This is a genomic window from Mesorhizobium captivum (assembly GCF_033977165.1).
In the GTDB taxonomy this organism is placed as follows: domain Bacteria; phylum Pseudomonadota; class Alphaproteobacteria; order Rhizobiales; family Rhizobiaceae; genus Mesorhizobium; species Mesorhizobium captivum.
The window spans coordinates 29,612-49,671 of the sequence record NZ_JAVIJB010000020.1 but is presented as its reverse complement, the minus strand read 5'-3'; the positions used below and the strand labels follow the sequence as shown (position 1 = coordinate 49,671).

Below are 20,060 nucleotides of genomic sequence, written 5' to 3'. Positions count from 1 at the left end.
GGCTGACGCGCTCGCGAGAACGCCGCCCAAATGCCTCTCAGGACAAGCAGGTTGTCAAATCCATCATCAGCAGGAACAGTGCAGAAATCGATGTGCCGATGACGCCGCCAATGTCGTGGAAGACGTGAAGCTGGTTCCCGGCGGCTGCGATGACCACATAACCAAGAACGACGATGCTGGAATGGTCCAGCAAAAAGAAGAAGCCGACCGAAAATGGATGTTTGCCTTGTGTGAGCTTGCGCACGACATTGTCTATTGCCGCAATATGGTCTGCATCAAATGCATGTCGAAGGCCGAGCATGCAGGCCGGGCCGAGCACCTACGAATGAGGTGCTCGCCCATATTGCACGGCGTAAGATTGAGCAACAGCCTGGACGGGATCCGGTCTGCCCTCAAGTCTTTCATTGGGCGCTTTCGGCGCTTCTAAATGCCGAGGGTTCAATCGCCTTTCTGTTAGAAGCGGTATGTGACGCCCGCACCAATCAACCAGGGGTCTAGCTTGGCCTTGCCTTTCAGATCGGTGCCGGCCACTTTGACGGTAAAATCTGGTTCCAGGAAAAGCTTCTTGACATCGACGTTGACCCCCCAGTGCTGATCCAGCATGTAGTCGAAGCCGACCTGCAGCGCGGCACCAAACGTGTTCTTCACATGGAGAGCATCGGCGCTGCCGACGCTTTGATTGTAAAAGACGGTGTAGTTCAGGCCGGCGCCGACATAGGGTCGGAAGGCCCCGAGGTCGGTGATATGATACTGCAGCGTGAGCGTGGGTGGCAGTATCCATACCTTGCCGACATTCCCCAGCGCGCCGATTGCTCCGCTGCCATCAATGTTGGCGTAGGTAGTGGCGAGTATGAGTTCGGCAGCAATGTTTTCGGTGAAAAAATAGGAGATGTCGAATTCTGGCGTCACGGTGTCTGAATAGGAGAGATTGGAACCGGCGATCCCGCCGACGTAACCTGAATCGTTGGTTTTCACTCCCAAGGCGCGCACGCGGATCTGCCACGGGCTCGACGCCTCCACTGTTCCCTGGTCCTGTGCGATGTAACGTTGCGCAGGGTCTGCTGCCAAAGCCTGCTGACCCACCCCCATAAGGACGATGAGCGCCATCGCACCCTGCGCCGCAATCATCCGCACTTTTGTCATCATGTTCTCTCCTGGTATCTGATAACCGTAGACTCTGTCGTTTGCGCGCGCGGGGTGATTTCTCATCACGCGCTGATACAGACGCTCTGCGAAGAGCACTGCATTTGTCGTGCCAACGAAAAGAGACATTGAGAAACCGCAAGACTCGCTTCCGACACACTCGTGCCTCGGAGCTGATATTGTCGTGTTTCGAGCCGATATTGTCGTGTTTTGCACAAACGGACTAACGACCGAAAGCACGCGAGAGCTATCCCCGACCCATTGGCAGAGGATGAACGAGACAATACCTCACGAGTTGGTCGCGATGCTGGTCATGCGAGGCGGGCTCCCTGGCGCGGCACGACATCAAAGCGAACCTGTTGTTCATAGCGGCCCGTAAAGTTGTCGGCTTATGCCGCGCAGGTCTCGTCAAGATTCGTGTGGCTCACAGGCCCTCTGGTCATTGAGAATAGGACTGTCGGATTTCGCGTAGAACCCTAGTACGGGTCCGATATCAAAGATCGTCCCTGGTGGAAGGCGCCGGACGGACGCAGGCCATTTTTCGGTTGAGACGCCGATGCCTCTCGCCAGCGTGCTGGCAAATCGGGGCATCAGCGGTGCGAGTGTCTGCGCCAGGATCGCAGCGGCTGTAGCCTGAAGCGCGAGTGAAGTCCGGGTGCGGGCGGGATAGAGACGTCGCGCCGCTGCATAGTCTTGCGCCTGATGGTAGATCAGGCAATCGCGCACGAAATCGCAGGCCTGAGCGGCCGCGCGACGGAGCGAGAAGCCCTCGTCCGAATAGGCGCGTTCCATCGCCGTGCGATGAGTATCTATCTGAGCAAAAAAGGCGCGGTCGGCCGAAGCCCAGTCGCCTGCGTCGGGCACACGGCCGCTAAAGTCCCGCTGGATGTCCCTGTGCAGCGCATCAAGCCAATTCAGCCAGATACCCTGAAATATCTCGTTCCCAGTGCGGCGCAGCGCGTCCAGCGTGAAGTTCGTCCGCTGACCTTCCGGGCGTGTCAGGGCCAAATGGAGACGCACGACGTCGACTGTCTTTGGATCCAGAACGTCCTTGCCCCAGACCGCATGGCCGCGGCTGGTCGAGAACTTCTGGCCGTCGAGCAGGTAAAACTCGTTCACGTGATAGCGAATGCGCGGCGTCCAGTGGGAGAACACCTCGGAATAAAGAGCGGGGTAGAGTAGCGCGTGGTAGAAGGAATTGTCGAAACCGAAGAAATGCACAATCTGCCAGTCATCGCTGGGCTTGGCCGCATTCCAGTCGCGACCCAGTGAGCGAGCTAGCGCCTGGATGTTGTAAAGAAAACCGAAAGCCATCTCCGGCCAAATCCAGATCACCTGCCCCGGGAGCCCTTCGGCCGGCAGGCCCCAGGCCGACGGGTGGGTAATGGGCAGCGAAAAGTCGCCACGTTGGCGTAGACGCGCGAAGAGGTCCATGATCCGAACGGGGGCGCCTGATGACCTTAGATGCCGGTCGATATTGGCGTAGCACCGATCCAGCGCAAGTTGGGCACGGCGCACGTAGTCAACCACCGGCGCCTCGGCCGAGTGCCGCGACCGGGCTGCACCTAAGTCATGACACAGGTTCGGCGCGCCGCATTCCTCGCAGATGTTTCCGCCGACGGAGCCGCCGCAATCGGGGCAGAGGCCGCTTACATCCGGTTCGTAAAGGTAGTCGCCCGAAACAGCATCGAAGAGCGCAGGGCTCTCGCGCAGATCTACCGCCGTGCTGCTCAGAAGACCACGGAAACACGCGGCTTGAAACTCTGCATAGGCGTCATCGCCGAACGTGGATAGGAAGCTGTGGACCTCACAGTCGAGAAGTGCAAGCGTGGCTCTGATCTCGTCGGCGTAGTGGCGCGCCACCTTTGCGGGCGTCGCTTGATCGGCATCGGCACGCCTCGCGACGTAGCTCTGGTAATCATCGCTCCCAGTCAAGTGGTAGGCTTCGGCCCCTTTCATGCGCAGGAAACGTGTGTACACGTCGGCGCCAAAATAAGGGCCTGAAAGATGCCCCAGATGCAGATCGCCATTGGGCGTCGGCGGCGTCGAGAAAATGAAGATCGGTCCGCGCGGAGTCGGGGTCTGTGTAGCGGCATCAAGGGCGGCCTTGCCGTCACGCCAGTAGACATCGACGAAGTTTAGATCTTCGTCCCCATCGTTGCTCAGCACATGCGCTTCAAAAGGGTGGAACAGAACGACGTCGCCGGCCTTGACCGAGATTTCCCCACGGTCGGTCCTGACCTTGCCCGCTCCAGACAGGACCACGAAGGCCTCGATTTCGTCGTGCCGATGGGGCTGGGATGTCACGCCCGGTCCGACCTTTCCGAATGAAAACCCGGTGCCAGCGCCCCCCGTTCCAAGCGTGGCCATGTCGATGCCGAACGCCCGCGACAGCTCCGTTCGAGAAAACGTGGATTTGCGCATGACGAACCTCAGCTGTTGGAGCAGTGGTATCTTCGGCCGTCTGCATAACAGCCTCTGCTGCAAGTTGCGGAGAGACGCGGTAGGCAGACCCGTTGGCGGCCTCCGCCCGAACAATCCGGCTCTTCAGGCGAGCGACGACGGGCGCGCCAGTAATGCTGTAGTCGGCGTCACAGAAGGCCGCGCGGCGACCACCTCCACAATCGAGGTGCCGAGGCGTCGCAACGGGAAGCTGGCTATGCTCCAGTAGCCGGCAAATCAGAACGCCATACCCTCCTAGCATTATTTGAGCGGTCGATCAGTTTCGTGTGCACGCCTCGCCTCGTTCCGCGAGCTTAATCGCGATAGAAAATGCCGTTTGGGGGCTTGAGGTTGTCGAGATCGGCAACTTTGCCCTCTGGCGGGTTAAGGGCGCGCTTAAGAACGTTATATTCAGCGCGGCTCGGTCCACCGGTTGAAGCCCGCTGGAACACCAAATAGAGCGTCCGCCGCGAACGATTGCTTTTGTTGGGCCTCGAGTAATGCGGTGCGTAATCGTCGAAAATGAAGACGTCGCCGGCCTTCCATGATATGGGTTCCCAGTAGAGTGTTTCGGCGACCGCCGGATCGATCACCCCTCCGGCATCCATGGGAAAGACCCCCTTCTTGTGATTGCCGGGGCTGAAGAAAAGCCCGCCATTGTCCGGGTCAGAGTCGTCGATCCCTATGGCAACGACCGCATGAACCATCCGGTCGGATAGCTTGTGTGGAATGTGATAGATGTCCTGGTGCGGACGGTAGCCGCCGCTGTCGGGATAGTGGAAAATCAGCAGTTCCTTGAGCCTGCGGGACTCTTCGTCAAGCAGTTCCTCAACACAGGACGTGATGCGCTGATCTTCCAGGAGCAAGTTCCGCAAGGGGTCATGGAAGTCGAGAAAATTCTCGGCTTTTGAGGTTATCTTTCGATTGTCCGTCGTCTTCTCGAACCACAGCATCCATTTGTCATCGCTGACGTCCCAGCGTGAAACATTGTCGACAAAACCGGAGATACGCTCAACAGCCACGGGATCGAAGAACCGTTCGAGCCTGACGTATCCATCTTTGTGCCACTTGTCTTTTTGTGTGTCAGTCAACATGCGGAAAGCCTCCTTTTGGTTTGGTCGAGCACCCCAGTAAGGCACTCGGGCCCTGGTCAGCTTGTGTCGCTGAGGGCCCTCCATGGCTTGCAGGCGGTGACGTTATTCTGCGGTGCGTTGCGCTGGTGGTGTGCAAGGCTTTGCTGTCCCTCCTCAACGAAGAAAGCACTTGACCTCGAAAGAGCTGTTGGTCCGGCACGATCTGCACAGTATTCAGCGACGAGCATCTAATAGTAATCATGGGACGATATTCGGCAGGTTTATTCGTAAGGTACCGCTGCATCGAACGTGCCAAAAGGAAAGTGTCATCAAAGCAACGGCAGCAGGTTTGTCATCATGTCGGGTGTCCGACATTCAAGGGGGAAAGCTTGCACCCTGCACCTGCCGCCGATTTGCACGTCATCGTCCTTGCCGCGCTGTGAATACGGGCTCACCAGGACACTGTTCAATGGCGAGGGTGCGACTCGCGGCGAAACCTTCGTCACGCGCAAGGCGAGGCGTGCTGTAGCTGCGATCACGACAGGACTGCTTCTACCCCGATAACCTCGATGCAAAGCGCGACTGGGGCTCGGGCATCTCTACGTCGAGGGCATGTGGCGCATCTACAGCATCACGACCTAACGATTTTGTGCTCACGACTGGCGAGACACAGTCGGTCGCAGCTTGTCGAGCTGCCTTCACGCGAATGCAGAAAGGAGATCGTCTGGGACAGCGAAGGCGTTGACGATGTGGGCCACACAGCGAACTCTCCAGCACTGGCTGGCGCTGGATTTCCCACATGGCATTGATCCGCTTCGATCCTCCACCTCGCACCCCGGCGATGGAAACCCGGAGAACAGATCGCTTTCATGAACGCCCCAGAATTTTGATCCCAGGCTCACATGACGATGCTGGGGTCAAGAGGGGCGTTAGAGCGGCATCGTGTTCCTCCAATGGCTGCGGAATCCAGAGCTGGGCCCGATTGCGTGACACGGCTCGATGAATCGAGCCTGGTCAAACTCACATACGGTCGCCGCTTGAGGACGGCTGCACCAATTTCCCGCTTGCGGCGGCAGGGGGGCCCAAAAGGCGAGACCCGTCTTTGATACGGCATTTCAGCCAGCTGGGATCTCGGTTCGCCTCCTGGATCCGCCGAGGCTGATCAGGCCTCGAGGGATCGGTGTATTGTTGTATCTCGTCAGACAGCCTTCATGACGGCACCTTCGATGACGACGCCTGCGGTCACGTATTTCCACAGCGCCACGAGCAGCTTCCTTGCAAGGGCGACGATGGTTGTCTTTTTGAGGCGCCCCTTATTGCGTATCACGCGTTCGTGGAACCAGCGGGTAAGCGCTGAAGCCGGTTGATTGCGCAGCCACAGCCAGGCCAACTCGATCATCGTCGTTCGCAGCCGGGAGTTGCCGGCCTTCGAGACGCCTTGCTCGTGTTGGACCGATCCGCTCTGCCAGGGTGTCGGCGCGAGGCCGGCATAGGCCGCGACCTGCCGGCGATTATCGAAGTGCCGGAACAGCCCTTCCGCGTAGAGGATGGCCGCACACTCGGGCCCCATACCCTTGAGATCGAGCAATGTCGCTGCTGGAGTTTCGGCGACTTCGACTGCCAGCAGAGCGTCGCGCTCGGCCTGCACCTCCTTGATCTGGGCTATCACCAGTTCGAGCCGGTCGAGCTCGCGACGGATTTGTCCCTTCAGATGTTCAGGCAGCGCGCGGCCGTCGCCGGTCCTCAATTCCTCAAGCCGATGTCGCCGGTCACGCCGCAGCGGCTCGTAACCGGTGATGCCCTGAGCAAACAGCAGGCCCTTGATCCGGTTGACATGGCAGGTCCGCTCACCAACCAGAACCTTGCGTTCACGGCCGATCCGGCGGCGGTCCTCGTCTTTGACGCCCGGCACCCTGACCATCGCGCACACGCGCGGCTCGCCCCGCTTGTAGGCGAGCAGCGCGCGCACCAGTGCCTCACCATCGATCTTGTCGGTCTTGGCACGACGCCGTCGGCGTGAGGTAGCGATCGAAGCTGCGTCGACGACATGGCTTTCGATCCCCTCGGCCTCCAGGATCCGATGTATCCAGAAGCCGTCGAGACCCGCCTCCTGAATGACCACAAGAGCAAAGTGCCGGCCGGTGCGCGCCTGTGCCTTGTCCTGGAGCAGGGCAAAGCGTGCCAGCAGTCCCGCGATATCGCCGCCGCGTATCGCATGTTTCGACATCTTCTCCCCACTGCCCGGCGACAGTGAAGTGATCAACCAGGTCGATTTACTGAGTTCCAGAGAAACGAAGATCGCGCCAAGATCGGTGCGGATAGCGGCAGGCGCCGCGGCTTGATCGGCTGCAACATGCATGATTGGCCTCCACAGAGTTGTTGGTCAGCAACCCCACTCTGCCAGAGCGCAGGTCGCTATCCACCACCGGTCATGGGATCTTTGATGGTGCGATCTTTTCTGCTGAATGGAAGCACTATGGAACAAGTTCTACACGGCCGGCAGGTGTCGCCGCGACTGCCAGTCGGGTCGCTGCTAACGCGGCCCGTACGGGTCAGCCGTTTCGAAAGGTGTAACCGTAGCCGTTGATCGCCGGCGCACCGCCGAGATGCGTGAAAAGAACCCTCGATCCCTCGGCAAAAAAGCCTTTCTGGACCAGGTCGATCATTCCTTGCATCGATTTGCCTTCGTAAACGGGATCGATGATCATACCTTCGAGCCGCGCGCACAGACGGATGGCGTCCTTGGTTTCCGGGGACGGTATGCCATAATATGGGTAGGCGTACTCCTCGAGCAACACCACATCATCCTCGACCAGTTCCATTCCGAGATCGACGAGCTCCGCTGTATTTCGGGCAATATCCAGCACTTGCGCCTTGGTTTGCGAGGGAGTGGCAGAGGCATCGATACCGATGACGTTGCGATGTCGACCGTCATTGGCAAATCCGACGATCATGCCGGCATGCGTCGAGCCCGTGACCGTGCAAACGACGATGAAGTCAAATGCAAACCCGAGCTGTTTCTCCTGGGCGCGCAACTCCTCTGCGAACCCCACGTAGCCGAGGCCACCATACGGGTGAACGGACGCGCCAGCTGGTATCGCATAGGGTATGCCGCCCCTCGCCTTGACCTCGTAGAGCGCCTTTTCCCAACTGTGGCGGATGCCTATGTCAAAGCCCTCGTCGACCAGATGCACTTCTGCTCCCATGATGCGGCTTAAGAGAATGTTGCCGACCCGATCGTAGACGGCATCCTCATGTGGAACCCAGCTCTCCTGAACTAGGAGGCATTTCATGCCAATCCTGGCGGCGACCGCAGCGACCATTCGCGTGTGGTTGGACTGGACGCCGCCGATGGAGACAAGCGTATCGGCATCTGAGGCGATGGCGTCGGGGATGATGTATTCGAGCTTGCGCAGCTTGTTTCCGCCAAACGCGAGTCCGGAGTTGCAGTCCTCGCGTTTGGCGTAGATTTCCACCTTTCCACCTAGATGCTTGCTGAGCCGGTCGAGCTTCTCGATGTGCGTCGGTCCAAAGGTAAGCGGATAGCGTTCGAACTTTTCCAGCATGTTCTCTCCGGCGATGCGTGAATGAGCCAAGACTAGCTATGCACATCAGCTTAAGGGGCGTGTTTGGTCTGAGGTCAGCTGCGCTGTCCGACGTCTTGGAAGAGCTTCGTCACATTCCAGCGCCTCATTCGCCGTCCCGACACGCAACGGCAACGTCGGCGTCCCCACCAATGCCTGTCGCGCCGAAAACTGCGTCGCCGGGATTGGAACGACGGAATGCGGTCGCCGTCGACGGCACCAAGCATAGCATTCCTTGAAAGATCCACCCGATGTTCAGGGTTGATCCGAAGTGGCGTGAAACTGACTTTGATCTCGTCATCGCGCCTCAGTGGAGCAGCGATATGCCGCCCATCGGAAAGACCGGAGGCACATTGGAAGATTTATTCCTCACCACCTCATCATCATCTGGCGGCTGACATTCCAACTGCGTCGCAACTCCGAAATGTTCGGCCCTTTGGCCAGATCTGCTAGCGCAGCCAGACCGCCAGATCAGAAAGAGCACACTTGCGAAATAGGCTACCTGGAGGAGCAGCGAACAAGCCAGCGTTGTGACGACTACTGTGCGGATGGAATGAGAAGCAAAGTAGACAGCCAAAGCGTTGCTGCACAGGACCAGCCAAAAAACGCGATAAAATATTCTGAAGGGCAACGCCGTTCTCCTGGTTTTCTCGCCACATCATGCAGCGACCTTGTCGGCGGCAACATGTGTCTGGCAGTTCTTCGGGCAGACGCGGGCGCAGGCTCCGCAGCCGACGCAGCGGCCTGCATGGTCGACGACCATGATCATGCGATTGAGCTCGCCATCGAAGTCGTCGTCTTCATCGTTGCAGGGGCCGAGGATTTCGCCTGCGTCATCGACGCCGTAAAGGTGCATGACCTCGCGCGAGCAAACCTTAAAACAGCGTCCGCAGCCTATGCAGGTCGTGCCATCGATAGCGGTGAGATATTGCGGCATCCAGTTGGAGCCGTCGCGGGTGACGAAGGCGCTCGTCATCGCGCATTCTCCGATGCAGCGAGATCTCTCTTGGCAGCGTCTAACTCGGCAAAAACGGCGAACGTTCTCTCGGCAATCACCTTGATCTCGGTCCAGTTGACCGGGAGGTCTTCGGCAAGGTCGTGCAATTCCATCTTCGCGGTTCCCGCACGCGACTGCAGCTTGCGGACCTTCTTCTGCAGCTCTTCACGGTTTGACATTAATCCTTCCTCGAAAATGGCTTCCATCACGCCAGCGCGACGTCGGGACTGACTTCGGTGTCTGCGGTCGCATCGTCGACCAGTTTCGTACCGGCCTCCGCCAGTTGTCGGAACGTCTCGAAGCCGAACCGGTGGATGTCCGGACAGAACGACCCAACGCCTGGCACCGACAAGCCCGCGCCCAGAGGCCTCACGGGTTTGGCCTCCACAATTGGTGTCACCGGGCGGAAACGCTCCGCGATCGCAAGCCCGACGGCGCTGTAAAACATGTCGAGCCTCCACAGCGCGTGGGGATCGGGATAGCCCATGCCAGGGATCGCGCGGCGCCTATTTCTGGTGACGATGAAGCCGGCCAGCAGCGCTGCGTCCGATTTGCCTTCCCATAAGCAGTAGGACTCCTCAGCACGGATCAGCCGCACGAGGCATTTGACGAACGGGGTGGCAAGGGCCGCCTCGTCCTCGTCGATAGCAGCGCAGGTCGCGGCTTCGGGCAATTTCATATTCTCCCCGTTTCAGGCCTCTTCCTCGAATTTCTTTTTTCGGCAACGCCTAGTTCGGGCACATGTGCGTGGCCGACGCCCGGCTCGGAGCGGGCAATTCCAAGCAATCGATGTCCCGGTGAGCGGCCTTGGACGCGTCTTCGACCGCGAGGCCTTCCACCACGGCGAGAATTCGCGTCCAACATCACTTGCGCCGCTCCGCGGCCGCGGGTCATCGCAAAATTCGAGCTTTGAACCTGCCGCAAACGATCCACCCGGTGCAGCATGGGGCCTACTTGCTGCGGTCACGCCAAGGAAACGGACGAATTGGCCAGTAAACATTCAGATTGACGCCCCTTTTTATGTATTTTCCCCGGCCGATCGCGCGTTGGTACCGTCGGGAAAATGCTTTACGAAGCCGCGTAGAGAGCGCTGTAACGGCCCTCCCACCCTTGTAGCTGGCTAGGGCCTGCAGCAAATCGGGTAGAAGGTGCTGTTTCAGGGCGTCCGGAGTAAGCTCCGGACCGTCAAGCGACTTCAGTGCCATCCTAAGCAACTCGATCGCGCGATCCTTATTGCCGCTGTCGTAATAGTACCTAGCGACCGCCGGATAGGACCGGAACTTAGGGCCGTCGCCTTGCGGGGGATTGAGTGCCAGGATGTGTTCGGACAGCCTTTTGCCCATCGCGAAGCGCTCAGCAGATGGAAAGTGCGAATGGTCGTGCGCCGGACCGAAGAGCTGACCTAGCGCTGCAAGCATCCAGTTCTCGGAGTCTCTGTCGATTGCGTCGCGAACCAATTGGCGGATGACGGGCATGCCTTTTTGCATGTCGTGCATTCTGTGAAGTAACAGATGCACATGAGCCAGGCGAAAATTGATATCGTCCGGCACCAAGGCGATGCCCTCTTCGATCGCGGAGAGCGCCGTCTTCCAATCCTCTATCTTTATCGCCGCCCAGAATCTGTCATTGATCGGCTTCTTCAACGCCTGTTCGCGCGCTATTGCGCCGCTTCTGGCGATCCGCGTCGTATCGGCGGCCTTCGCTTCATCGCTGGCGCGCCAACTGCCGTTCAGCACCTTCGGCAAAACCTCGTCGAGTTGCCTCGGATGACCGATAAAGGCGATGTGACCGTCCCGGTCGACCACGAACGAGGTCGGAATTCCGATCGAAAAGCTGGGCTCCCTCCAAAGCTTGTTCATTTCGTCTGTAGGGTCGAACGCGATCCGATAGTTCAGATCCGGGCACTTTTCGGCCAACCACGCGCCCAACTTGGCTCGGGCCTCAACGGGCAAGGAAGCGTCTTCATCGGCCGCGACTCCGACGACCTCAAGTCCGGCGTCCTTGTATTTCTCCTGCAGTTGCACCAGTTGGAGCGCCGCCGCCGCACATGGTCCGCACCAAGTCGCCCAAAACTCGACGACGTACACTTTGCCGGCCTGGAAACTCGCAAGCGGCTCGCCACGCAGCCAGGTCTCGACCTTGATCGGGGGAGCCTGTGACTCCATCTGCAATGCCATGTTGCTCTCCAAGGCTATTGCCAAATGTTGCGCGACTTTGCTCGCGAGCTTGTTTCCCACTAAGCGAGGGGCACACGGGTTCAAGGAAAGCGAGCATCACTCATCTCGCGCGTCTGCGCGGAGCGAGCGTTTACTCAGTCTTGCCGGCATCCAGTGTTGCCGAATCTCCACTTGCAAAGGCTGTGCCAGTGGGCTCGGCGTGCAGTAAGGGGTGGTTTCGCTTGAAAACCCACCATGCGACGAAGATGGCCGGTTGTATTGAACCCGACATGTTTGCCGCCGTTGTCAGGTTTTGGACATGCATCACGCGCTGCGCGCCGCCAGAAGAGCCTGGCCGCGGACCACTCAACATGTATGCCGGCCAACGACGAGCAGATGGACATCATGACTACGTCGGCTATCGCCAGGCTCGTCATCATCGTCCGCTTCGCGCCCATTGGGGGGAGCTTTGTGCCGTTACGGTCCCTCAGGCGGTAGCGGAACTCGGCATTTGTGATCGCAAGGGCCGCTCCATGCGCGTGCCGCTGTGCCCCCCTTCCGCCTTGCGATTGAATTTCCCGGCTGGTGACGTGGGCGTCCTCCACGACGACGCCGGTCCAGCTGCGGCCCGCCACTACCGCCATCGCCAACGCCGCCATTGTCAGATTGACTATGACGATCGTGGCGGACCGGCCAGGAGTGCTGGTGCCGGCCGGTGAACTCTGCGGGATTCCTGCTTTGTGTTACCTTGTGTTCCGGCGCCCGGGCGCTACAGCGTCCGCCCGGGTGCGAATGCGAACATTGTCGGATTTGATCAGCCCAAGAGCATTCGACCGCCACGCGGGTCCGGCCGGACCGACTGAATACACTGGAGATGCGGCCGTCCTCGCCGCTCTACCATCTCAGCCAATGACATTATGATTGCTGCCATCGCTTGCCGCCCAATCCGGCAAGGGCCCGACTGTCCAGACTCGAATCGAGGGTCTTGGCCGCGCGGTACTATGATTGCGTTGTTCAGCCCCACCCCAATAGTGAGGGCGATCCCTGATTTCGCCCACGCGGGTGCCGATGCGGGTCCGAACGGCGTGCCGCTTCGAAAGGATTCTCTTTTTCGACCTGACGCCGACCTGCGAACCCTTGAGTTTGACTGCATTGAGAAGCCCAGTACGTCGGCGCGGCCGTTGAGTTCCGCTCACGGATCATCTCGGGCGAGCAGAAGCCATCCTGAGGGCACACTGGAGACTGCCTCGGGCCGAGGCGCTTGTAAATTGTATCGAGGCGCTCCGCGAAAACCTGCGCGTTTGCCGCGACCTTGGCCGACTTGGCATCAGGATCGGCGACCAGCGAAGCAGAGCTTCGAACAGTTATGTGCGTCTTCGGAACCGTCACCGCGCCAAAAACAGCGGCAATGGCGGCTTTGCTTCTATCCATCTCCTCACGCCACCGAAGAGCCGCTCGCGCAGCCGCCGGCTTCCATAAGCGCCCATGACAATCATGTTGGCAGACGTGTCGATTGCGTGCTGCGCGAGCACCGTTGCCGCCGGCTTGCCGGCGCTCGGCAGCCGGTCGACCGATACCCGAGCACCATGCCGGGTGAGATAGGCAGCGACGTCGGCTCCCGGCTCGGTGCCGTTTCCTGTGCAGGTCACCTCCGGATCGACCAATGTGAGCCGAACTTCCTCGGCTCCGGACAGCAAATCCAGCGCTTCCCGAACCGCACGGGACGCCTCCACGCGCGAATCCCAGCCGACCAGCACGCGCCGCGGCGAGAGAGTCGCCTTGGCACCCTTCGGTACGACGAGCACCGGCTTTCCGGTATCGAACAAGCTGCCGTTGATAACAAGAGGTCCGAGATCGATGTCGTTGAGAAGTGCGGGGCCGACGATGGTCAGGTCACTGCAGAGCGCCCGCTGTCGCACCGCGTCGCCGACGCTGGCCTGGTCGCAGCATTCAGTATCGACGTCATAGCAAGCCCACAGGCCTCCCAGCAGTTTTTGAATATCCCTGGACGTCTTTTCCAGAATGGCCATCTCGTGTGAAAATTTCTCGATTTGCCTGTACCGCTTTTCCAGTCTGGCAATGGCCGCTGCATGTCGTTTTGGCCACTCGGGGATGGAACCGCATAGCGGCGGAGACCCGATAATAAGTACCGAAAGGTTCGCACCGCCCTCAGCACACAAGCCGGCAGCTATTGTGACGTCCTTATCGGAGTGGTGAGCTCCCGTCACACTGAGTACGCTTTTGAAGGCCATGGACTGCTTCTTTTCGAGTATGTTGTGCCCGCGGGCGTTTCGAAGCCGCAAGACTTGCCCTCGCGAGGGAGATGGGAAATGGCAAACCGGCTTGCCATTCAGCCATCCGGCTTCTCCAGCGAGTAACCTGCCGATCTGACGGTACGAATGACGCTATCGGGCGAGGCCGCCTTGAGCGCCTTTCTGATCCGGCTGATATGGACGTCGACGGTGCGTGCACCGATATGGATATTGTCTGGCCAGGCCGCGTCGATCAGCTCGTCTCGGCTGAAGACCTTGCCGGGAGCTTCAAGCAAATGGCGCAGCAGGTTGAACTCGAGCGGTCCGAGATGGATGTCATGGCCATTACCGCGAACTCGGTAGGCATCGAGCTTCATCTCAAGGCTGCCGCAGCAGAGCCAGCTGCCGTTTTCGGTCCCGTTTGAACCCGGCTTGGGCAGCGCCAGCTTCGTGCGCAGACAGTCCAGCAGCGTGGCTGGCGCGATCGGCCGGACAAAGCTCTCGTCAATACCTGCCTGCAAGAGATCGAACTGCTGGTTCTCGGCGCCGTGGGCGATCAGGGCAATCACGGGAAGGTCGCCGGTCCGGGGCTCCCTCTTGAGCCTGGCGCAAATTGTGGAGGCCGTCGCGCTCGCTGGCCCGCAATCCAGCACGACCGCCTGGAGCTCTCGTTCATCGGCCGCTGCAAGTGCTTCCTTCACGCCGCCTGCCGGCTCACTCGTGAAGCCGTCCACCCCCAGAATGTGACTGAGGAACAAATACAACTCCGCATCTTGCGAACAGATCAGGACCAATGGCTTCATCGGCGCTACCCCAAGAAGCAAATCGGCCTCGACCGCCCCGGTTGGGTGGTCGGGCCATGGCATGTCTTCAACGCCTGGCATGATCCCCTTGCTCGAAAATCGCTTTCATCACGCCCGCGCCACCTCGGGATAGGCTTCAATGGCCGCGATCGCATCACCGGCCAGTTTCGTACCCGCCGCTGCGAGTTTCCAGAACGTCTCGAAGCCGAAGCGGTGGACGTCGCGCAGGGTCTTCGACAGAACGACCAACCGCCCGGCCGTGAAGAGCACGCGCCCGAAGCCCTCATGGCTCATCTCCATCATCGGCGATGCCATCAGGCCGGAACGCTCTTCGATCGCGAGCCCGACGGCGGTGTAAAACATGTCGAGCCTCCACAGGACGTCAGGATCGGGATCGCCGATAATCGGGATCGCACGGCGCTGTTCCTTTGTGATGATGAAGTCGCCCAGGAGCTCGGCGTCCGATTTGCCTTCCCATGTTCCGTAGGAATCCTGGGCACGGATCAGCCGCACGAGGCATTTGACGAACGGGGTGGCAAGGGCCGCCTCGTCCTCGGCGACATCAGGACTGACCACGGCGTCAAACATTTCGCCTACTCCTCATTTGAAGTCCTCGTCCTCGAAGGGCCGTTTCTTTTTGGCAACGCCTGCCTCCGCCAGCACCTTGCGCAGCCAGGGCGGAGGAGCCTTCCTGAGCATCGTCTGCGTGCGCAACAGCACCTCTTGGATGGTTTGGGGTTGCGGCACTTTGATCGGATGGATTTTCGCCGAAATAACCTTGGCTGCCGAAGGTCCGCCAATAGCCAGACAAAACAGGAGATGACAGCCCTTCAGCGCCTCCACCTTCGGAGTGATGCGATCGTCGCCCTCGCTGCGATGCTTCCCGCTCTCGTCGGAAACGTCGTCGAAGGCCACGGCTTCCACAAGCTGCCACTCCTCGCGCGTCACGTCGTAGACAGCAAAGCGCTTGGCCGATCCGAAATGGGCATTGAGGTTCTTCATGTCTTGCGTAGCGATCGCCACGCGCAAAGCGCCGGCTTGCCGTAGCGGCATCGATGCGTGAACCTCGTCAGAGACGAGCGAGAGGCGACGAACTGAGCTCATCTGGCATTTCTCGGTGGCGGAATGGATCAAGCGCCTCAGGCGTCGGCGCATGTCGATTGGCCTGGAAGATGTTGGCAACCTCGAAGATCAGGTCGCGGGTCCCCTGATAGAGGACTGTGAGCTTGTGCTGGCTGCCGAGCCGGTCAAAGATCGGGAAGCCGACGCGCATGAGCGGGATGCCAAGGTGCTGCGCCGCCTGGCGGCCGTGGGAATGGGTGACGAGGAGATCAGCGCCAGCGCCAAGAGCTTCCAAATCGCCGAGATCGCCGATCTGAACCGAGTCCGCCGGTACTTTCTCCAGAATTTTCGACATATTGGTCGTGGTGACCGCCGCCGCGATTTCGGAGCCCATGCCGACGAAGAAAGTCGCGAGTTGGTAGAGCTGGTCTGGTTCGGCAGCGATCGCAATTTTCTTGCCTCCGAAATGGAAATGTCCGTCGAGCAACGCGTCCTGCAACTGCGCCCGGCGCCGGCGCACCTCGGCCGGCACCGGCGCGCCCGAAATCGCAGATAGCAGCGAGACGAACCGGTCTGCGGCCTTCAATCCAGCCAGTGACTGGAACATCGTGTAAGGCACGCCGGTCAACCTGTGCAGCAGCTCGGCCGGGCGGCGCATATGCTCACCGATGACAATGCATTGCACGGCCGTGCCAAGCTCGCGGATGTCCTCGACGCTGGTACCGCCATAGGTGGTCGTGACCCAGCGGTCTGGCACTGTACCGTCGAGCGAGCCGGAGACGTCCGGCACAATCACCGGCTCGAGCCCAAAGCTTTCGACCATGTCACGCAAATGCTCGATATCGGCCACGGTGAGATTCCAGCCGGGCAGGATCGCGATCTTCTTCGATTGCCGCGCCTGCTCGCCGGGCCGCGTGATCCTTCCGATCATCGCCGTGACCGCCTTGGCCCAACCCTCTTCGATCGCCCCCTCGAAATCCGGCGTGTTGGCCAGCACGACCTCCGTACCCGCGAGTTCTTCCGCGCGCTTCTGCCTGATATTGGCGATATCCGCTGCGAAATCCTCGCCTCGGGTTTCCGTTAGCGCCGTCGTGCAGACCCCGATCAGCTTTGGCTTTGTGCGACTCTTGAGATTGAGGATCGCCTCTTCCAGATGATCCGCCCCGCCAAGGATCGTCGCCACTTCGTCCATCGCGGTAGTCTGCAGGGGGATGGCTTCCTTGAAATGCCGCACGAAGAGCACGAGCGCGAAGCTGGTGCACCCCTGGCTGCCGTGGAACAACGGCATCGCACCACCGATCCCAAGAAAGGCCAAGGCTGCACCCAGCGGCTGCGACGACTTCAGTGGATTGACGGCCGCGGCTTTTGTCTGGGGAAGGATGCGGACCATCGGCTTCCTCAACACTCGCCGAAATCGTCGGCCGTCGTGCCGGCGAATTTCTTGAAACCCCGGACGGTCGCGGTCTCACTCTTCGTGCTCGGCGGTTCGTCCCCCGCGGCGAGCTGGCACTCCCACGGCGGCGGCTCCCGCACCTGGCGCCAGATCGGGTTGTGGATGGCGAGGTCGATTTGGCGCACGAGTTCCACCATGCCGTCATAACCGGCATAGGGCTGGTGACGCTCCTGGTTGATATCGAGCCAGGGTACCTTGGCCTTCAGTGCGATAAACTGCGTGCGCCCGCCCGACAGCATGATGTCGGCCTCGTGTTTTGAGAGCATGGCGTAAAGCTCGCGCGGTGCCATGGCCTCGAACATGTGGTTTTCGTCCTTGAGTATCTTCTTGATGCGCTCCTTGTCTTCGGGCGTTGATTTCTTGACCGAGGTGCCGACGATCTCGATGCCGATCTCCATGAGTGCGTGGACGACCGACCAGGACTTCACACCGCCAGTGTTGAGAAGCACGCGCTTGCCTTCGAGCCTCGGCCGGTAGGCCGCGAGCTTCTTCCAGGCAATCGCCTCCTCTTCAGCAATCAATGCCTCGGTGCGGCCGAGGATCTCCGGATCCGCACCCTTGTTCACGAGCAGTCTGGAGATCTGCCGCAGCGCTTCAGAGGTGTCGGTGATGCCGTAGAAGGAGCCTTCGAAAAACGGGATATCCCAGCGCTGCTCCATCTTGCGCGCCAGATTAATGAGGGCGGTCGAGCACACGATCATGGTTGCCCGGGCGCGGTGCGCCGATGCAACGTCGAGGTAGCGCGCGTCGCCCGGAATTGAGGCGCGCACCCGGATGCCGAGCCGGTCAAAAAGCGGCTTCACCAGCCAAAATTCGCCCGATAGGTTGAATTCGCCTAGGATATTGATGTCGTAAGGGCCGGCATCGTCGGGCTCCGCCGTGCCGATGACATGGTCGAGCAACGCCTCGCCGGCAAGCTTGTTGCCGAGATTCTTGGACCCGACGAAGCCCGGCGCATTGATCGGCACCACCGGCAGGTCGAACTTTTCGGCCGCGCGTTTGCACACGGCCTCGATGTCGTCGCCGATCAGCGCCGTCACACAGGTCGAATAGACGAAGATCGCGGGCGGCGCATAAGCTTCCTTGATCTCGCGGATCGCTTTGAAAAGCTTCCGCTCGCCCTGCCCCATCATCACGTCGAGTTCGGTGACATCGGTCGTGAAGCTTGTGCGCCATAGCGTTGGCCCGGACGAAGCCGTGCCGCGGTTGTCCCATGAATTGCCCTCGCAGGCGAGCGGTGCATGGACCAGATGCGCGACATCGGTGATCGGCTGCAGCACGATTTTTGCGCCGTCGAAGGCACAGCCGCCGGCTGCCGCCCCGGGGGTCAGCGGCTTGGAGCAGCCCTTCTTGCGCGCCTTGGCATCCTTGCCGCGGTTGTTTTCGCAGGCAGGCTCGTTGAAGACATCTTGGATTTTGGCATTGAGCGAGGACATTGCGTCGGTCTCCAAAGTCCATCGAGAAGACGGACCGATCGTAAAAGCCGGCCGCCGCTCTTAGCGGGTGAGGTCATAAGAATAGTCCGTCACCCCCGTCTCGCTTGTCTCGCGATCGAGTTTGTCGAAGATCTTGTCGAGGATTGTCGTCAGTACGCGCAACCCGCCTTGGTAGCCCATGAGCGCAAAGCGATGGTGGTGGTGCCGGTCGAAGATCGGAAACATCAGCCGGATCAGCGGCGTGCCGGTGTCGCGCTCCAGATACTTGCCATAGGAATTGCCGATCAACAGGTCCACGGGCTCGGTGAAGAGCAGCGATCGCATCGCCCACAGGTCCTTGCCCGCCCAGACTTGAGCCTCCTTGCCGAAGGGCGAGGATGCAAGCAGCTCCTTCATCTGGTCTTCCCACGCCTTCGTGCCGTTGGTGGCGAGGCAGTGAGTCGGCTCGCCGCCTGTCTCCATGATGAAGCGGGCCATGGCGTGGACAAAGTCCGGGTCGCCGTAGAGTGCGTATTTCTTGCCGTGCAGCCACGATTGGCTGTCCGCCATGGCGTCAACAAGTCGGCCGCGCTCCAGCCGGATTGCCTCGGGGATTTCCTTGCCGGAGATCGCGGAGACCTCCACGAGGAATTCGTCGGTCGCCTGGACGCCCAGCGGGTAATGGAACGAGGCTGTGGCCTGGCCGACCTCCTCGCAATATTCCAGCGTCTTTCGGGTGTTATAATGCTGTAGCGAAAGTGTCGCCTCGGCGTTGAGTGCGTTCCTCACGTCTTGGATTTTCGTGCCGCCGTCATACATGCGGTATTCGCCGTCCGATGGTGTGTCGAACTGGTCAGAGGCATCTTGGATGAACGTGTAGGACACGCCCATCAGATCGAGCAGGCGTTTGAGTTCCCGGTTGTTGCCAACGCAAAAGCCGTCGAAGCCCGGAATGATGTTGATCGTCCCTGGGGCTTCCGTTCGCTCCTGGCCTTTCCAGAAGTGTTCCAAAATGCCCTTGACCGTACCATCATAGCCGTCGATGTGGCTGCCGACGAAGGCCGGCGTGTGCGCGAAGGGCACGTCGAAGTCGCGCGGGACCGAGCCTTCTTCCTTGGCGTTCTCTATGAAGCTGTGCAGGTCGTCGCCAATGACCTCGGCCATACAAGTCGTCGACACGGCGATCATCTTCGGGTCATAGAGTTGATACGTGTTGGCGAGCCCGTCGACCATGTTCTTCAGGCCGCCGAACACTGCCGCGTCCTCGGTCATCGAGGAAGAAACCGCCGAAGCAGGCTCCTTGAAATGGCGCGACAGGTGCGAGCGGTAGTAAGCCACGCAACCCTGACTACCGTGCACGAAGGGCATGGTTCGCTCGAAGCCCGTGGCCGCGAACACCGCGCCGAGCGGCTGGCAGGCCTTGGCGGGGTTGATAACAAGCGCTTCGCGAGCGAAGTTTTTTTCCCGGTATTCCCAGGTCTCGGTGAACTCGCGTTGATCGGTAACGACCTGATCCTGGTGCGGACATTCGAAATTCAGCTTCTTCTCGGCCAGCATCTGCCTGTATTCCGGCTCGCGGAAGAGGGGCGCATGGTCGAGAATTTTTTCGGCCGACTGCGGCATGGTGGTCACCTCTTTTTCTATCTGACCGCGCCATACGGCGGGACAGGAACATCAAAC

Annotated in this window: 17 protein-coding genes and 1 pseudogene; all 18 read right to left on the bottom strand. The window is 60.0% G+C overall.

Going from position 1 to position 20,060, the window contains the following annotated elements:
• Positions 1 to 2: 2 nt before the first annotated feature.
• A pseudogene (locus tag RFM40_RS18095) lies at positions 3 to 307 on the bottom strand (HoxN/HupN/NixA family nickel/cobalt transporter); the annotation flags it as partial.
• A 146-nt stretch (positions 308 to 453) separates the two neighbouring features.
• Complete coding sequence (locus RFM40_RS18090; RefSeq protein WP_430691693.1) at positions 454 to 1,146, bottom strand: OmpW/AlkL family protein; 693 nt, start codon at positions 1,144 to 1,146, stop codon at positions 454 to 456.
• Positions 1,147 to 1,551: 405 nt separating this feature from the next.
• Positions 1,552 to 3,567 (bottom strand): class I tRNA ligase family protein, encoded by a 2,016-nt coding sequence (locus tag RFM40_RS18085; RefSeq protein ID WP_320277907.1) that lies wholly within the window; start codon positions 3,565 to 3,567, stop codon positions 1,552 to 1,554.
• Positions 3,568 to 3,899: 332 nt separating this feature from the next.
• Positions 3,900 to 4,679 (bottom strand): phytanoyl-CoA dioxygenase family protein, encoded by a 780-nt coding sequence (locus RFM40_RS18080; protein ID WP_320229545.1) that lies wholly within the window; start codon positions 4,677 to 4,679, stop codon positions 3,900 to 3,902.
• Between the two features lie 1,177 nt (positions 4,680 to 5,856).
• Positions 5,857 to 7,017, bottom strand: coding sequence for an IS110 family RNA-guided transposase (locus RFM40_RS18075; protein ID WP_320277906.1), 1,161 nt, complete (start codon positions 7,015 to 7,017; stop codon positions 5,857 to 5,859).
• A gap of 193 nt (positions 7,018 to 7,210) precedes the next feature.
• Positions 7,211 to 8,224 carry a 1-aminocyclopropane-1-carboxylate deaminase gene (locus tag RFM40_RS18070; RefSeq protein WP_320277905.1) on the bottom strand — a complete coding sequence of 338 codons (1,014 nt, stop codon included), beginning with the start codon at positions 8,222 to 8,224 and terminating at the stop codon, positions 7,211 to 7,213.
• Positions 8,225 to 8,549: 325 nt separating this feature from the next.
• Entirely contained in the window at positions 8,550 to 8,819 is a 270-nt protein-coding gene (locus RFM40_RS18065) for an exopolysaccharide production repressor protein (RefSeq protein WP_320277960.1), read from the bottom strand.
• Positions 8,820 to 8,900: 81 nt separating this feature from the next.
• A complete protein-coding gene (fdxB, locus tag RFM40_RS18060; protein ID WP_320277904.1) occupies positions 8,901 to 9,218 on the bottom strand; it encodes a ferredoxin III, nif-specific in 318 nt (105 codons plus the stop codon).
• The gene (locus RFM40_RS18055; RefSeq protein ID WP_320277959.1) at positions 9,215 to 9,418 is read right to left on the bottom strand and encodes a CCE_0567 family metalloprotein; all 204 of its coding nucleotides are present in this window, start codon (positions 9,416 to 9,418) and stop codon (positions 9,215 to 9,217) included. The genes fdxB and RFM40_RS18055 overlap by 4 nt, the downstream gene beginning before the upstream one ends.
• Positions 9,419 to 9,444: 26 nt before the next feature.
• On the bottom strand, positions 9,445 to 9,918 hold the full coding sequence (locus tag RFM40_RS18050) for a DUF269 domain-containing protein (protein WP_320277903.1): 474 nt from the start codon (positions 9,916 to 9,918) through the stop codon (positions 9,445 to 9,447).
• Positions 9,919 to 10,189: 271 nt separating this feature from the next.
• A complete protein-coding gene (locus RFM40_RS18045; protein WP_320277902.1) occupies positions 10,190 to 11,416 on the bottom strand; it encodes a redoxin family protein in 1,227 nt (408 codons plus the stop codon).
• Positions 11,417 to 12,780: 1,364 nt separating this feature from the next.
• Complete coding sequence (locus tag RFM40_RS18040; protein ID WP_320277901.1) at positions 12,781 to 13,647, bottom strand: universal stress protein; 867 nt, start codon at positions 13,645 to 13,647, stop codon at positions 12,781 to 12,783.
• Between the two features lie 98 nt (positions 13,648 to 13,745).
• On the bottom strand, positions 13,746 to 14,531 hold the full coding sequence (locus tag RFM40_RS18035) for a winged helix-turn-helix transcriptional regulator (RefSeq protein ID WP_320277900.1): 786 nt from the start codon (positions 14,529 to 14,531) through the stop codon (positions 13,746 to 13,748).
• Positions 14,532 to 14,558: 27 nt separating this feature from the next.
• Positions 14,559 to 15,038 carry a NifX-associated nitrogen fixation protein gene (locus RFM40_RS18030; RefSeq protein WP_320215356.1) on the bottom strand — a complete coding sequence of 160 codons (480 nt, stop codon included), beginning with the start codon at positions 15,036 to 15,038 and terminating at the stop codon, positions 14,559 to 14,561.
• 12 nt (positions 15,039 to 15,050) lie between these two features.
• Positions 15,051 to 15,554 carry a nitrogen fixation protein NifX gene (nifX, locus tag RFM40_RS18025; protein WP_320229536.1) on the bottom strand — a complete coding sequence of 168 codons (504 nt, stop codon included), beginning with the start codon at positions 15,552 to 15,554 and terminating at the stop codon, positions 15,051 to 15,053.
• Positions 15,520 to 16,902, bottom strand: coding sequence for a nitrogenase iron-molybdenum cofactor biosynthesis protein NifN (gene nifN, locus RFM40_RS18020; RefSeq protein ID WP_320277899.1), 1,383 nt, complete (start codon positions 16,900 to 16,902; stop codon positions 15,520 to 15,522). Before nifN ends, nifX begins: the two co-directional genes overlap by 35 nt.
• 8 nt (positions 16,903 to 16,910) lie before the next feature.
• Positions 16,911 to 18,401, bottom strand: coding sequence for a nitrogenase iron-molybdenum cofactor biosynthesis protein NifE (nifE, locus tag RFM40_RS18015; RefSeq protein ID WP_320277898.1), 1,491 nt, complete (start codon positions 18,399 to 18,401; stop codon positions 16,911 to 16,913).
• Between the two features lie 60 nt (positions 18,402 to 18,461).
• Positions 18,462 to 20,003, bottom strand: a complete 1,542-nt coding sequence (gene nifK / locus RFM40_RS18010) for a nitrogenase molybdenum-iron protein subunit beta (protein ID WP_320229533.1) — start codon at positions 20,001 to 20,003, stop codon at positions 18,462 to 18,464.
• Between the last annotated feature and the right edge of the window lie 57 nt (positions 20,004 to 20,060).